General features: G+C 31.3%; 9 protein-coding genes, 3 tRNA genes, 2 rRNA genes and 1 other annotated feature. Of the genes, 9 read left to right on the top strand and 5 right to left on the bottom strand.

The genetic code is table 11. The features are described 5' to 3' along the window. Positions 1-175 precede the first annotated feature (175 nt). From ACZ5QM_RS02935 to ACZ5QM_RS02920, 4 genes are all read left to right on the top strand, one after another. The gene (locus ACZ5QM_RS02935) at positions 176-1,726 is read left to right on the top strand and encodes a glycine--tRNA ligase (protein WP_464202998.1); all 1,551 of its coding nucleotides are present in this window, start codon (positions 176-178) and stop codon (positions 1,724-1,726) included. Between the two features lie 1,943 nt (positions 1,727-3,669). Further along, a tRNA-Ser gene (locus ACZ5QM_RS02930) sits at positions 3,670-3,756 on the top strand. A gap of 143 nt (positions 3,757-3,899) precedes the next feature. Further along, positions 3,900-5,093, top strand: a complete 1,194-nt coding sequence (locus tag ACZ5QM_RS02925; protein ID WP_464182530.1) for an acetate kinase — start codon at positions 3,900-3,902, stop codon at positions 5,091-5,093. Positions 5,094-5,111: 18 nt separating this feature from the next. Then, a complete protein-coding gene (locus ACZ5QM_RS02920; protein WP_464182528.1) occupies positions 5,112-5,642 on the top strand; it encodes a nitroreductase family protein in 531 nt (176 codons plus the stop codon). Between the two features lie 90 nt (positions 5,643-5,732). Here the strand turns inward: ACZ5QM_RS02920 and fmt are convergent, their stop codons facing one another. From fmt to ACZ5QM_RS02895, 5 genes are all read right to left on the bottom strand, one after another. Beyond that, a complete protein-coding gene (gene fmt, locus ACZ5QM_RS02915; RefSeq protein ID WP_464182526.1) occupies positions 5,733-6,695 on the bottom strand; it encodes a methionyl-tRNA formyltransferase in 963 nt (320 codons plus the stop codon). A 505-nt stretch (positions 6,696-7,200) separates the two neighbouring features. Next, a 5S ribosomal RNA gene (gene rrf / locus ACZ5QM_RS02910) occupies positions 7,201-7,309 on the bottom strand. Positions 7,310-7,404: 95 nt separating this feature from the next. Then, positions 7,405-7,653: a sequence feature (23S ribosomal RNA rRNA prediction is too short), on the bottom strand. A 111-nt stretch (positions 7,654-7,764) separates the two neighbouring features. Beyond that, positions 7,765-7,838, bottom strand: a tRNA-Ala gene (locus tag ACZ5QM_RS02905). 15 nt (positions 7,839-7,853) lie between these two features. Then, positions 7,854-7,927 (bottom strand) — tRNA-Ile (locus ACZ5QM_RS02900). A 133-nt stretch (positions 7,928-8,060) separates the two neighbouring features. Continuing rightward, positions 8,061-9,580 (bottom strand): 16S ribosomal RNA (locus tag ACZ5QM_RS02895). 341 nt (positions 9,581-9,921) lie between these two features. Between ACZ5QM_RS02895 and ACZ5QM_RS02890 the strand changes: the two genes are divergently transcribed. The 5 genes from ACZ5QM_RS02890 to ACZ5QM_RS02870 all read left to right on the top strand — a co-directional run bounded on the left by ACZ5QM_RS02890 (position 9,922) and on the right by ACZ5QM_RS02870 (position 15,059). Then, the gene (locus tag ACZ5QM_RS02890) at positions 9,922-10,548 is read left to right on the top strand and encodes a 4'-phosphopantetheinyl transferase family protein (RefSeq protein WP_464182525.1); all 627 of its coding nucleotides are present in this window, start codon (positions 9,922-9,924) and stop codon (positions 10,546-10,548) included. A gap of 68 nt (positions 10,549-10,616) precedes the next feature. Continuing rightward, positions 10,617-12,284: a DEAD/DEAH box helicase gene (locus ACZ5QM_RS02885; protein WP_464182523.1), complete on the top strand. Its 1,668-nt coding sequence runs from the start codon at positions 10,617-10,619 to the stop codon at positions 12,282-12,284. A 2-nt stretch (positions 12,285-12,286) separates the two neighbouring features. Beyond that, a complete protein-coding gene (pheS, locus tag ACZ5QM_RS02880) occupies positions 12,287-13,306 on the top strand; it encodes a phenylalanine--tRNA ligase subunit alpha (protein ID WP_464182521.1) in 1,020 nt (339 codons plus the stop codon). A 12-nt stretch (positions 13,307-13,318) separates the two neighbouring features. Further along, entirely contained in the window at positions 13,319-13,972 is a 654-nt protein-coding gene (gene nth, locus ACZ5QM_RS02875; protein ID WP_464183329.1) for an endonuclease III, read from the top strand. Further along, positions 13,959-15,059, top strand: a complete 1,101-nt coding sequence (locus ACZ5QM_RS02870) for a Nif3-like dinuclear metal center hexameric protein (protein ID WP_464182518.1) — start codon at positions 13,959-13,961, stop codon at positions 15,057-15,059. The genes nth and ACZ5QM_RS02870 overlap by 14 nt, the downstream gene beginning before the upstream one ends.

The raw sequence follows: 15,059 nt of genomic DNA, 5'->3' as shown, positions 1-15,059 counted from the left end.
ATTTATTCTTTTGTTCAATAGAATTTTTTATGTCAACTTGTAATATTGAATATCGTCTATCAAGACGAGTTTCAAATTTACACAAAACTTTTATGAAGTACACACTTTAAAAATTGACGAGTATATATCTTTTAAAAAAACATTTTTTGTATTTTAGGAAATTAAAAAATTAACTATGACATACCAGGAAGATATTTTTAAAAAATTGATTTCCCACTGTAAAGAATATGGATTTGTATTTCCTTCTTCAGAAATTTATGATGGACTAGGAGCTATCTACGATTATGGTCAAAATGGAGTCGAATTGAAGAATAATATCAAACGATATTGGTGGGATAGCATGACTTTGCTTAATGAAAATATAGTTGGAATTGATTCCGCTATATTTATGCATCCTACAGTATGGAAAGCTTCAGGACATGTAGATGCTTTTAATGACTTACTAATAGACAACAAAGATTCCAAAAAAAGATACAGAGTCAATTTTCTAATTGAAGAACAAATAGCTAAATATGATAATATAATCAGTAAAGAAATAGAAAAAGCTTCTAAACATTTTGGAAATAGCTTTAATGAACAAAAATTTCGTAAGACAAATCTTTGTGTATTAAAAAATACAGACAAGAGAACCATACTATATACTCGTTTTATTCAAGCTTTAGCTGAAAAAAATTTAGAGAAATTACATCAAATTATTGTCGATTATAAAATCATTTGTCCAATTTCAGGAACTAAAAACTGGACAGATGTACGTCAATTCAATTCAATGTTTGTAACCGAAATCGGTTCTACCATAAATTCTAAAATGAAAGCTTATTTACGTCCAGAGACAGCTCAAGGTATTTTTATAAATTTTTTAAATGTTCAAAAAAGTGGACGTATGAAAATTCCCTTTGGCATTGCACAAATTGGTAAAGCATTTCGCAATGAAATTGTTGCTCGTCAATTTATTTTCCGTATGCGTGAATTTGAACAAATGGAAATGCAATTTTTTATTCGTCCAGGTGACGAATTAGTATGGTTTGAAAAATGGAAGCAAACACGCATGAAATGGCATAAAATATTAGGGTTAGGTGATCATAAATACCGTTTCCATGCTCATGATAGTGATACATTAGCACATTATGCAAATGCAGCCACTGATATCGAATTTGAAATGCCATTCGGATTTAAAGAAGTGGAGGGCATACACTCTCGTACGGATTTTGATTTAAGTAATCATGAAAAGTATTCTGGTAAAAAAAATCGGTTTTTTGATCCTGATATAAATCAGTCATATGTGCCTTATGTTATAGAAACTTCTATTGGTTTAGATCGTATGTTTTTGAGTATCTTGGTAGGTTCATATTGTAAAGAAGTTTTGGATGGAGGAAATAGTCGTGTGGTTTTAAAAATTCCACCTGCACTTGCCCCTGTTAAATTGGCTGTTTTACCATTAGTGAAGGATGGGATTCTTTCAGAAAAAGCAAGAGAAATTATAAATAAACTAAAACTTAGTTTTTGTTGTCAATATGATGAAAAAGATTCAATAGGGAAACGTTATCGTCGTCAAGATGCTATTGGTACTCCTTATTGTGTTACTATAGATCAAAATACGTTAGATCACCATCAAGTAACTATTCGTTTTCGTGATACAATGAAACAAGAATATATTTCTATTAATTGCTTGGAAAAAATTATTACTAATAAAGTAGACATTAAAAATTTACTGAAAAAAATAAGTTGACAAAAAATTGAATCATAAATAGTTATATCTTATTATTTAAAGATATTCTAGTTTTCTATGGAAAAATTGAACTTCCCCAATTCGATGCGTGTCTAAACTTAATTTAGATTTAAACATGTGAACAAAATTACCCTCCTATTTGTAAGTGAATTATTTCAGTAGTGTCCTCTACATAAATATAAATTTATGTGAAATTTTATAGAAATCTATTTTAAACCCTAAAATTTTAATATTAATAAGACAAAACAAAATATTTACCTTGTTGAAAAGTCTAAAGATGAGTTTTTACTTCTGTTATTTGGATTTTACTTCAATTCTACAATGTGTTTTCCTAAATTTCTCGATCTATCCACATCGAGCTAAAATAAAAAAATCTGTTTCTAACAAAAATACTGATTTTTTTGCACCAAAAAAAATTATTATTCTAATAATAGAAAACAAGAAAAATATTAAAATTTATTGATTTAATAATTATATAGATATTGTGTATTAACGCAACAACTTAAATTAAGAAATTTATTGAAATCACAATTGGAATAAAAGCAAATATTAAAGTGGATATATTACGATTTATGGTTTATAATAATACGATTTCACTCACTTAATGAAGAAATTTTATGCTAAAGAACATAGTTATCCAAAAGAAACAGAAAAATATTAGATATGTTATTCAATCAATATATAGTAAGCTCTTAATCAGTAAAAAATTACTAGAGTTTCAAAACTTTTTGACTAAAAACACTGAAGCAGTATTTAATATAATTAAGAATGTAACTGAATAATTCAATATTCAAGTATAAGCATTTCAATAGACAAAATTGTTCAGGAATTGAGGTGCTGATAAAAGCCATAACCTAATCCGCTTGACAAATGGTTCACAGAAAGTAATGACTGAAAATACAGAATATCAAAAAACAAAAAATAAATTTACAGATAAAATCGAAATACCATAGTTGTTTTGTTTAACGAAACAACCAAAAGTTGAAACACTAGACTAAACCCCCAATATATTTTATATATTAATAGTAGTGTAATAAAATTATTAGTACGTCTTGAAAAAATCGATAAAATATAAAAATATAAATGAATTATTTTGACGTAATAAAAAATAGCAGTTGAATAAATAGAATTGATATAAATTCTCAATAATAGCGACAAACTTTCTGAAAATTTGAAAAAATATAACACTGAGTTTGACAAAACAAACACATCGGCAATGTAAATTTTCTCAATTTTACTTTATCTCTACCATCATGATTTTTGTCTATAAAATGAATAATAATCAAAATTCTAGCTTACAAAAATGGACTATTATGCAGATAAAACAGTTAGTTGTAACAAATAACTGTCTATAGTTTAACATACTCCACCAATTTGAACAATTAAAGAAAAAATTAATAGAGTTAAGTTTTTCTTTAATATTTAGTTTTCAAATCTTTCCTTTTCAAATTTTATATCTTTTAAGATAATAGAATATGTTTAGAAATTCTTCGAAGGAAATCTCACGATTATATCATATCATTCTAAATTACAACTATCACATAAAAATATCTTAAAGTATCAGATAAAAAAATGTAAGAAAATTCAAAAATTTACAGATTCAATTCTAAGAAATTTAATTCTCGGTACTCACTCAGCACTTAATATTTTTTAAAGATAATACATGTCATTTTTTAATTAAAAATTTTAATAAAACAGATACAAGCAACATTAAACAGTTTTGTTAAACTAAACTATTAGGACAAGTTAATGAAAATAAAATCTGTACTTGAAAGATTTTAGAGGCATATATACCCCATACCTATATAAGTAAAAATTATAAGGATTTACAGAAAGAAAAAAATATTTATTATAAATACTAATTTTTGGTAGATTAGATAGATTCCTTTACATTTACAGCCTATAGCTTTACATTTATAATCTGTATTTTTCTCTGAAAATATGGAAGTGTGGGTGAGTGGCTGAAACCAACAGTTTGCTAAACTGTCGTACAGGCAACTGTACCACGAGTTCGAATCTCGTCGCTTCCGCTCCAAACCCTACAAGAAATTTTTTTCTCTTTCACTGATGCAGAGTTAAATAAAATTAATATGCTTTTTTGTATGAGGCAATTGAGATACAAGGCATAGTCAAAAATTTTCTATATTTGTAAAAAAAAATTTGATTTGAGAAGATGAAAATATTGGTATTAAACTGTGGAAGCTCATCTATTAAATACAAATTATTAGACATAGAATCTAAATCAATTTTAGCACAGGGAGGTGTTGAAAAAATTGGGTTAACTGGTTCTTTCCTAAAATTGACATTACCTAATGGAGAAAAAATCGTTCTCGAAGGAGAAATATTGGAACACCGTACAGGGATTGAATATATTTTAGGAGTTATTAGAAGTAAAAAGTACGGATGTATCCAATCACTTTCTGAAATAGATGCAGTGGGACATCGTATAGTGCATGGAGGTGAAAAATTTAATTCTAGTGCTTTAATAAACGACGAAGTTATAAAAAAAATTACGGAATGTATTGATTTGGCTCCTCTACACAACCCTCCTAATTTGAATGGAATTTATGCTGTGAAGGAATTGATGCCCTCCGTTCCACAGGTAGGTGTCTTTGACACCGCTTTTCATCAAACAATTCCTGATTTTGCTTATATGTATGGTCTACCATATTCTTTATACGAAAAATATGCTATCCGTCGCTATGGATTCCATGGTACAAGCCATCGTTATGTATCAAAAAGAGCTTGTGAAATTTTACATATACCTTACGAAAAACAACGAATTATCACTTGCCATATAGGAAATGGGATTTCTATTACAGCAATAAAAGAAGGTATATCTTTTGACACTTCTATGGGGATGACACCAGTGGAAGGTTTGTTAATGGGTACTCGTTGTGGAGATATAGATGCAGGGGTTCTTACTTATATTATGGAAAAAGAGAATGTAGGAGCAGCAGCTATATCTACAATTGTCAATAAGTGTAGTGGTATTTTGGGAATTTCTGGCATATCTTCTGATATGAGAGAAATAGATAGTGCTATTGAAAAAGGTAACAAGAAAGCTATATTAGCTTTGAATATTTACATTTATAAAATCAAGAAATATATCGGTGCTTATATAGTTGCATTAGGAGGGGTAGACATTTTAGTATTCACGGGGGGGGTGGGAGAAAATCATTTTAAAATTCGCAAAACAGTTTGTAAGGGATTAGAATTTATGGGAATAAAAATAGACAAAACAGCTAATTATATACAAGGAAAAGAAACTGTAATTAATGCAGTTGATTCTAAAGCTAAAATCGTTGTTATTCCTACTGATGAAGAGCTTATGATTGCCTTAGACACATCGAACCTACTAAGTTAGTAACTTATTTATATAATTATGAATCAATTTTCAACATTAGTCACAAAAAGAAGAAGTATAAGAGAGTACAATACTGAGAAGAAAATATTATCCTCTGAAGTTAGACAAATTATGAAAGCTGCTTTAATGTCACCAACGTCAAAAAATAGTCGACCATGGCAATTTGTCTTGGTAGAAGACAAAGAAATGTTAAAGAAATTAGCAGCTTGCAAACCGTCTGGAGCTACATTTATTGAAAAATGTCCTTTAGTGATTATAGTTTTAAGTGATCCTACACTAAGCGAAGCACACATTGAAGATGCTACAATTGCTGCTACTTATATTCAACTTCAAGTAGAAGATTTGAAGTTAGGAAGTTGCTGGGTACATATTAGAAAACGTAAAACTGCAAATGGATACGATTCTGAACAATATGTTAGAGATTTACTGAAAATTCCTTTATATCTTTGTGTGGAATGCATCATCACTGTTGGACATAAATTCAAAGAAATTAAGCCACAAAACGAAGAAAATTTACAATGGGGAAAACTACATGTTGGTAAATGGTAGGCATTTAGATGAACCAAAGTAAATTAAAACTCATTTGATACAATTTCTCGAGCTCTATTCTAACAAACAACTAAGTAATTGAGAATGAATTTACAACAAATGTGCATTTCCTTTCAAAAAATTAGTTGTTAGCATTTGTTTTTTTCCTGCTAATTGGATACTTATTAATCTAATAAGACCGTCTTGAGTACGTATATCTATATATTTTCTTTTATCTGAAATTACACTACCAATAGGTAAAGAACAATTATAGCAATCGACTTTCTCTGTTTCAAATATTTTTAAAAAAAATACTTTCCCTTTGGAAAAAGTTAATTCTGTCCATGCTCCCGGATAAGGAGATAGACCCCTTACAAGATTATGTATTTCTCGAGTTGTTTTGTTCCAATCAATTTTACAAGTTTTTTTTAAAATCTTAGGAGCTAATTTTAATTCTTGCTTACCAAAATTCACTTCATTTTGTAAAATTAATTTCACTTTACTATTCAAAATATCATTTACCGTTTTTACAACGAGCTTTGCGCCAAGAATCATTAATTTATTATGAATAATTCCAGCATTATCTGTCTTTTCAATAGGAATACACTCTTGAGCAAGAATTTTTCCCGCATCAATTTTATTAGTAAGAAAAAAAGTTGTAACACCGGTTTTTTTCTCTCCATTAATAATTGCCCAATTAATAGGCGCAGCACCTCGATATTGAGGTAATAAAGATGCATGTAAATTAAATGTCCCTAAATGAGGCATATTCCAAACAACTTCTGGTAGAATACGAAACGCAACTACAACCTGTAAATCTGCATTCCATGCTTTTAATTTTTTTAAAAAAACAGCATCTTTCAATTCTTCAGGTTGAAGTACAGGTAATTTGTGAAATAAGGCATATTGTTTGATAGGAGAAGTCTGTAGTACACTTTGATGTCTCCACATAGCCCTATCTGGCATAGTAACTACGCCAACCACTTTGTATCCACCTCTAATCAAAGCATTTAAACTTGCAACAGCAAAATTAGGTGTGCCTATAAATACAATTCGTATTCTATTTGTATCCATATTTTAACGATAAAACAAGAATCTAGTACCAAAAATGCATTTACAAAAAATGCCTAAAAAACAACAAAATCGCCCAATATCGAAAAAATATTTCTCCATAAAAAAGCTAAAATACTTTAATAGTACTCTTAAAGTAAAATTTCAAAACATCTAACATCAAATTTAGATATATGCAAATAATAAAACATTTCACCTACGGTAAAATGTTTTATTATTTACTTTCTAATAAAACTATCCTTTTTCAGAATACAATATACAATTTAGAGAATGATTATTTTTTTATTTTTTATTTAAAAAGCAGTTAAATAATTTAACTGATACATAGAATATAATTACTATTTCAATTCCTATTATTACTAATAACTATGTCATAAAGCCGTAAGAAAATTTTTAACTAAATAAATCAGTATGTACTGTGAATTTTGTAAAATTCAAAATGAAAATTTCCTATCTGAATTTTGATATTTTAATTAATAACTAATGGTACTTAAAAAACATTTAGAAAAAATGGCGGCTACTTACTCTCCCGCAATCGCAGTACCATCAGCACCATCGGGCTTAACTTCTCTGTTCGGAATGGGAAGAGGTGGAACCCCGACGTTTTAACCACCTAATACCTATTAATTGTATAATTTTAACATATAATAAAGCAAGAATTAAAATAGAACTCAATTGTTTTTTATAATTGAAAATAAATTTCAATAAGCATTCGGGTAATTAGTACTGCTCGGCTATGGTGTTACCACCTTTACACCTGCAGCCTATCTACGTCGTAGTCTTCAACGACCCTAATTGGAAATCTAATCTTGGAGACGGCTTCGTACTTAGATGCTTTCAGCACTTATCCTATCCCAGACATAGCTACCCAGCAATGCTTCTGGCGAAACAACTGGTACACCAGCGGTCTGTCCAACACGGTCCTCTCGTACTAGTGTCAGCTCTCCTCAAATTTCCTACGCCCACAACAGATAGAGACCGAACTGTCTCACGACGTTCTGAACCCAGCTCGCGTGCCACTTTAATGAATTTTTAGTTTAGTCCCCACAAGAGCTAAACTAAAAACTCTCTGTGGAGAATAAGGGACTCGAACCCTTGACATTCTGCGTGCAAAACAGATGCTCTAGCCAACTGAGCTAATTCCCCCTTTTTATATATTTGTAGTCCCAGGCAGACTTGAACTGCCGACCCCTTCCTTATCAGAGAAGTGCTCTAACCGACTGAGCTATAGGACTTCATAGAATAGTCTATGAGTTTTTTATTTGTCCTATTGGTCGATATTTATTTTTTTCGTAAAAAATAGTTTCATAATTGCGTAGTACAAAGATGAACTTCTGTAGTGTTTTACTCGCTTATAATATGCTCCAGAAAGGAGGTGTTCCAGCCACACCTTCCGGTACGGCTACCTTGTTACGACTTAGCCCCAGTCACTGACATTACCCTAGGACGCTCTTTTCAGTTACATACTTCAGGTACTTCCAGCTTCCATGGCTTGACGGGCGGTGTGTACAAGGCCCGGGAACGTATTCACCGCACCGTGGCTGATGTGCGATTACTAGCGAATCCAGCTTCATAGAGTCGAGTTGCAGACTCTAATCCGAACTGAGAGAGGTTTTTGAGATTAGCATCCTGTTGCCAGGTAGCGACCCTTTGTACCTCCCATTGTAACACGTGTGTCGCCCCGGACATAAGGGCCGTGCTGATTTGACGTCATCCTCACCTTCCTCACACCTTACAGTGGCAGTTCCAATAAAGTCCCCAGCTTTACCTGATGGTAACTATTGGTAAGGGTTGCGCTCGTTATGACACTTAAGTCTACACCTCACGGCACGAGCTGACGACAACCATGCAGCACCTCGATATTTGCTATCACTAGCTACATCTTTTCAGATATATTCAAACACCGTTCGAGCCCGGGTAAGGTTCCTCGCGTATCATCGAATTAAACCACATGTTCCTCCGCTTGTGCGGGCCCCCGTCAATTCCTTTGAGTTTCACCGTTGCCGGCGTACTCCCCAGGTGGAATACTTAACGCTTTCGCTTGACCACTTACTGTATATCGCAAACGGTTAGTATTCATCGTTTACAGTGTGGACTACCAGGGTATCTAATCCTGTTTGCTACCCACACTTTCGTGCCTCAGTGTCAGACATGGTCTGGCAAGCAGTCTACACTATTGGAGTTCTTTGTAATATCTATGCATTTCACCGCTACACTACAAATTCCGCCTACCTCGTCCATTCTCAAGTCCGATAGTTTCAATGGCAATTTCCTCGTTGAGCAAGGAGATTTCACCACTGACTTATCGAACCACCTACGCACCCTTTAAACCCAATAAATCCGGATAACGCTTGCATCTTCCGTATTACCGCGGCTGCTGGCACGGAATTAGCCGATGCTTATTCGTAGGATACTTACAATACACTACACGTAGTGCATTTTACTCTCCTAAAAAAGAAGTTTACAATACATAATACCTTCTTCCTTCACGCGATTTGGCTGGTTCAGACTTCCGTCCATTGACCAATATTCCTCACTGCTGCCTCCCGTAGGAGTCTGGTCCGTGTCTCAGTACCAGTGTGGGGGATCAACCTCTCAGTTCCCCTATCCATCGTTGGCTTGGTGAGCCGTTACCTCACCAACTACCTAATAGAACGCATGCCCATCCATAACCGATAAATCTTTAACAAGAATACCATGCAGCACCCTTGTATTATTGAGTATTACTCCGAATTTCTTCGATCTATTCCCAAGTTATGGGTAAGTTGCATACGCGTTACTCACCCGTTCGCCGGTCGTCAGCATCCGAAGACCTGTTACCCCTCGACTTGCATGTGTTAAGCCTATCGCTAGCGTTCATCCTGAGCCAGGATCAAACTCTTCTTTGTTAATCTTTATCTTTAATTCTTAAACTTATTATTAACGAATAATTTCTAAACGAAATCCTTTCTATAATATTTCCTAACTTCTTTAAAGAAGGAATATCTCGAAACTTGTACTACATACAATTATGAAAAAATTTCAAAGATCAAAACAAGACTCTAATGTCCTAAAAATATGAATTTATCACTTTTTCCAGAACATTCCAAATTTACAACTTTTTATCCCTTTTTCAAAATTATAAAATAATTATCTGAATGAAGCGATCTTTTTAAAATGATAAGTATATTGTATTCTTTGGATTTATTAATCATTTATCATTCTATAAATTCTGACTAAGACTAATTGTATGATATGTATATACCCTGTTGATAATAAGTGTCAAATTGGAATTATTTCTATAAATAGAACATCTAATGAATTCTTTTCTGAATTAGAGCATTGTAATTGGTATTATCAAGAAATTGAACAAATGGGAGAAGTTCGTAAAAGAGAATGGCTTGCTATTCGAGTTCTATTGAAAGAATTATTGGGAGAAGAAAAAAAAATTATTTATACAAAAAAAGGAAAACCTTATTTCGTCGATGAACAATTTTATATAGGTATTAGTCACACAAAAAAATATGCAGCAGTCATAATGAATAAGGAAAAACCTGTATCCATAGATATTGAATCTATATCACATCGTGTAGAAAAAATACAAACTCATTTTGTAAATAACAAAGAAAAAAATAACCTTTCTCAAAAAAATCCAATTATTCATTTAATTTTATACTGGTCAGCAAAAGAAACTTTATATAAATTCTTAGACCGAAAAGAAATAAAATTTAAAACACAATTTCATATCAATCCTTTTGAACCAATAATTGGTGAATGGGCTAATTTTACAGTTTATGAAACTATAACTAAAAAACGCCAATTATTTACTATACAATACAATGTAACAAAAAATTATGTATTATGTTTTTTGACTTAAAGAATTTAGTATTTTTGCAAATTGGGGGGGTAGTTTTTCTATTTTTTGTAGTTTTATAGTTATATATTTTGAAAACTTTTGAAGAATTGGGTGTCACCCCTGATATACTGAAGGCAATCACAGAAATTGGGTACGAGAGTCCTATGCCAATACAAGAAGAAGTAATACCATATTTACTGAGTAATGGTAATGAAATTATTGCATTAGCAGAAACAGGTACAGGTAAAACAGCAGCTTTTGGGGTTCCTATCCTTCAACAAATCCAAATACATCAAGAACAACCTCAAGCAATAATTCTTTGTCCAACAAGGGAATTGTGTTTACAAATAGCTAGTGCTATTTGTAGTTATTCTAAATATTTAAAACAATTAAGAATATTGCCTATATATGGTGGTTCAAATATTGTGGGACAGATAAAAACATTGCGAAGAGGTGTTCATATCATTGTGGCAACACCAGGACGGTTAATAGATTTGATTAATCGTAAGATAGTAAGCTTACAGCATATAAGAAATGTTGTACTGGATGAGGCAGATGAAATGTTGAGTATGGGATTTTTTGAAAGTATTGATAAGATATTGTATCATATCCCAAAAAATAGAAACATGCTTCTTTTTTCAGCAACAATGCCTTTGGGAATTGATCAGATTACAAAAAAATATATGTGTAATCCATATAAAATTATTGTTGGAAAAAAGAACTCAGTTGGAAAAGCTATACGACATATATATTATGTAGTGAATACTTCAGATAAATATTTATTATTGAGAAGATTAGTAGATTATCATCCCAATATTTATGGCATTATATTTTGTCGTACAAAAAATGAAACGAAGGGAATAGCCGACTCTTTAATAAAAGATGGTTATAATGCCGATGCTTTGTATGGTGATTTATCACAAGAACAGCGAGATTGTGTAATGCAAAGGTTTCGTTTACAGAATATTCAACTTTTAGTAGCAACTGACGTGGCAGCACGTGGATTAGACGTAAATGACTTAAGTCATATTATCAATTACGGGTTACCTGACAGTGTGGAATCTTATATCCATCGAAGTGGACGTACTGGAAGAGCTGGGAAAACGGGAACTTCCGTTGTAATTATTAGTTTGAAAGAAAAATATAAAATAAAAACAATAGAAAAAAATATCAATAAAACATTTGAAAAAGGAATTATTCCTTCTTGGAAGGAAATTTGTAAAAAACAACTCTTACATTTTATAGATAAATTGGAAAGAGTTATAATAAATGAAAAAGAAATAGAAGACATTCTTCCTTCTATTTATTGCAAACTAAATTGGCTGAGTAAAGAAGATGTTATTAAACGACTCATTTCGAATGAGTTTAATTATTTAATAGATTATTATCAAAATGTAGATAAAATAGAAATTCCTCAAGAAAAAAATAGAAAAGACAAGTTCTATTCAGAAAATAGATCCATTTGTGGTTTTGAAAAAAGAAATAACAAAAAAACACTTGAAAAAAAATATGTTCGATTATTTATTAACTTGGGAAAACTAGATGGGTTGATTCCAAAAAAATTAATTGGATTATTGAATGACAATATACCTGGAAGAAAAATTAATATTGGAAGAATAGATTTAATGAAAAAAAAATCCTTCTTTGAAGTAAAAGAAAATGATAAACAACGAGTAATTCAAAATCTCGATAATATTGAAGCTTTAAATAAAACAATATCTGTAAAAGATGTTAAAATACACAATATTACTACATAATTATGATCGGTAAAATCGAAGCTCTCTGGGACGAAATTGCTAACTTAAAAGTTAATAATGATAAAGAGTTAGAAATTTTACGTATTCGTTTTTTTGGAAAAAAGGGAGAAATTGCCTCTCTAATGAGAGATTTTCGCAATGTTAATATTGATCAGAAACGTGAAATTGGACAAAAACTGAATTTACTAAAAATAAAAGCACAAAGTAGAATAAACCAACTAAAAGAATCATTTAAATCCCAAGATTTATCTGAAAGTATAAATGATTTAACAAGAACAGCCTATCCTTATCGGATAGGTACTCGTCATCCAATTTCTATCGTAGAAAAGAAAATTTGCTCCATTTTTTCTAAACTAGGGTTCTCAATAGTTGAAGGCCCTGAAATAGAGGATGAGTGGCATGTTTTTTCTGCTTTGAATTTCGCTTTTGACCATCCTGCTCGTGATATGCACGATACATTTTTTGTTAAATATGATAAGAATATTTTGTTGAGGACTCATACTTCGTCAGTTCAAATACGAACAATGGAAAAAAAACAACCACCTATACGCATCATTTGTCCTGGAAGAGTTTACCGTAATGAAGCTATATCTGCTCGTTCCCATTGCTTTTTCCACCAAGTAGAAGCATTTTATATTAATAAAAATGTCTCTTTTGCCGATTTAAAGCAGATTTTAATATTTTTCACTAAAGAAATGTTTAATTTGGAAACAAACATTCGTTTGCGTCCTTCTTTTTTTCCCTTTACGGAACCAAGTGCAGAAATGGATATTAGTTGTAATTTATGCGGAGGAAAGGGTTGCTCATTTTGTAAATACACTGGCTGGGTAGAAATTTTAGGTTGTGGAATGGTAGATCCTAATGTTTTGGATAATTGCAATATTGACAGTAGAATCTATTCTGGATATGCATTAGGAATGGGGATTGAACGAATAGCCAATCTTAAATATCAAGTAAAGGATATTCGTTTTTTTTCAGAGAACGACATAAGATTTTTAAGACAATTTGAGGCAGCCACTTAAATATATATTATGATAAGAATAGAAGAACGATATGACAAAGTAATTAATTGGTTTAAAAAAAATATACCGCACGCTAAAACAGAATTATACTATACAAACCCTTTTCAACTATTAATAGCTGTAATACTATCTGCACAATGCACAGATAAACGTGTTAATTTAATTACCCCAAAATTATTTAGTGCTTTCCCTACACCAGAAGCTTTAGCTGCCTCCAACAAAGAGGCAGTATGCAAGTATATCAAAAGTATTTCTTATCCTAATAATAAATCAAAGTATTTGATAACAATGGCAAAAATGTTAGTTGCAAACTATGCTGGAAAAGTCCCTTCCAATATAAAAGAACTTATAAAATTTCCAGGTGTAGGAAGAAAAACCGCAAATGTAATTATTTCTGTTGCTTTTGGTATTCCAGCAATAGCAGTAGATACTCATGTATTTCGGGTTTCCAATAGAATTGGACTGGTTAATAATACTCAAAATCCATTACAAACTGAACGTGTATTAACTGAATACATGCCAAGAAAATTTTGGATAAAAGCTCACCATTGGCTTATTTCGCATGGACGATATGTTTGTATTGCTCGAAATCCTCATTGCCATAATTGTGGATTAAAAGAATATTGTGATTATTACTACAATAATATAAGACATGAAAGTATATGAAATAGTAAAATCCATTGAATCATTTGTTCCATTAGCATTACAGGACGATTTCGACAATTCTGGGGTACAGATCGGTAATATTTCTTCAGAAGTAAAAGGTATTCTTTTATGTTTGGATGTGACAGAAAATGTGATAGATGAAGCCATTGAACGGACTTGTAATTTGATTATTTCTCACCATCCACTTTTGTTGAATCCTTTAAAAAAAATCATAGGACAAACTTACATAGAACGATGTGTAGTAAAAGCCTGCAAGAATGATATAACTATTTATTCTGCTCATACGAATTTAGACAATATTATAGGAGGAATCAATTTTCGTTTAGGGGAAAAAATTGGCTTACGAAATATTAAAATATTAAGATATAGAAAAAATGAGTTACTGAAATTAGTCACTTTTGTTCCATTGAAACAAGCAGAAATAGTTCGAAATGCTTTATTTGATGCTGGAGCAGGAAATATTGGTGACTATGATTCTTGTAGTTTTAATTCTACCGGTGAAGGGACTTTCCGTTCAAAGGGAGAGAATTCACCTCCCCTTTTAAAGGAAAAATGTAGAGAATTTCATATAGAAAAAGAAATTCGAATAGAAACTATTTTTCCTGTATACAAAAAAAAAGAAATATTTCATGCTTTATTAGCATCTCATCCATACGAAGAGCCAGTTTATGAATTCTATCCATTACTTAATTATTGGGATGAAGCAGGAGTAGGTGTGATCGGTGAATTAATTACTGAAGAAAATGAAAAATCTTTTTTACAAAGAATGAAAATTATCTTTAATTTAAAAAATTTAATACATTCTCCTTATACAGGGAAAACTGTTCGTAAGGTCGCTCTTTGCGGAGGCAGTGGTGCTTTTTTAATACAAAATGCTGTGTCTTATAAAGCTGATGTTTTTTTAACTGGAGAAGCTAAGTATAATGATTTTTATAATGTAGAAAACAAAATTTTGTTGGCAATTATAGGACATTATGAATCAGAGTATTGTGCAAAGGAAATACTCTTTGATACGATATCAGAAAAAATATCTAATATTGCAATATATCTTTCAAAAGAAGATACAAACCCCGTAAATTACATATAA

The sequence above is a fragment of the Azobacteroides sp. (SeqCode) genome (genome assembly GCF_055395615.1).
Note: the sequence above shows the minus strand (reverse complement) of the source record. Positions and strands in the feature narration are given on the sequence as shown.

Bases quoted from the DNA above. Each gene is read 5' to 3' on its own strand.
- ACZ5QM_RS02870 (WP_464182518.1), top strand. From the start codon at position 13,959: ATGAAAGTATATGAAATAGTAAAATCCATTGAATCATTTGTTCCATTA.
- pheS (WP_464182521.1), top strand. From the start codon at position 12,287: ATGATCGGTAAAATCGAAGCTCTCTGGGACGAAATTGCTAACTTAAAA.
- ACZ5QM_RS02920 (WP_464182528.1), top strand. From the start codon at position 5,112: ATGAATCAATTTTCAACATTAGTCACAAAAAGAAGAAGTATAAGAGAG.
- ACZ5QM_RS02925 (WP_464182530.1), top strand. From the start codon at position 3,900: ATGAAAATATTGGTATTAAACTGTGGAAGCTCATCTATTAAATACAAA.
- ACZ5QM_RS02890 (WP_464182525.1), top strand. From the start codon at position 9,922: ATGATATGTATATACCCTGTTGATAATAAGTGTCAAATTGGAATTATT.
- fmt (WP_464182526.1), bottom strand. From the start codon at position 6,695: ATGGATACAAATAGAATACGAATTGTATTTATAGGCACACCTAATTTT.
- ACZ5QM_RS02935 (WP_464202998.1), top strand. From the start codon at position 176: ATGACATACCAGGAAGATATTTTTAAAAAATTGATTTCCCACTGTAAA.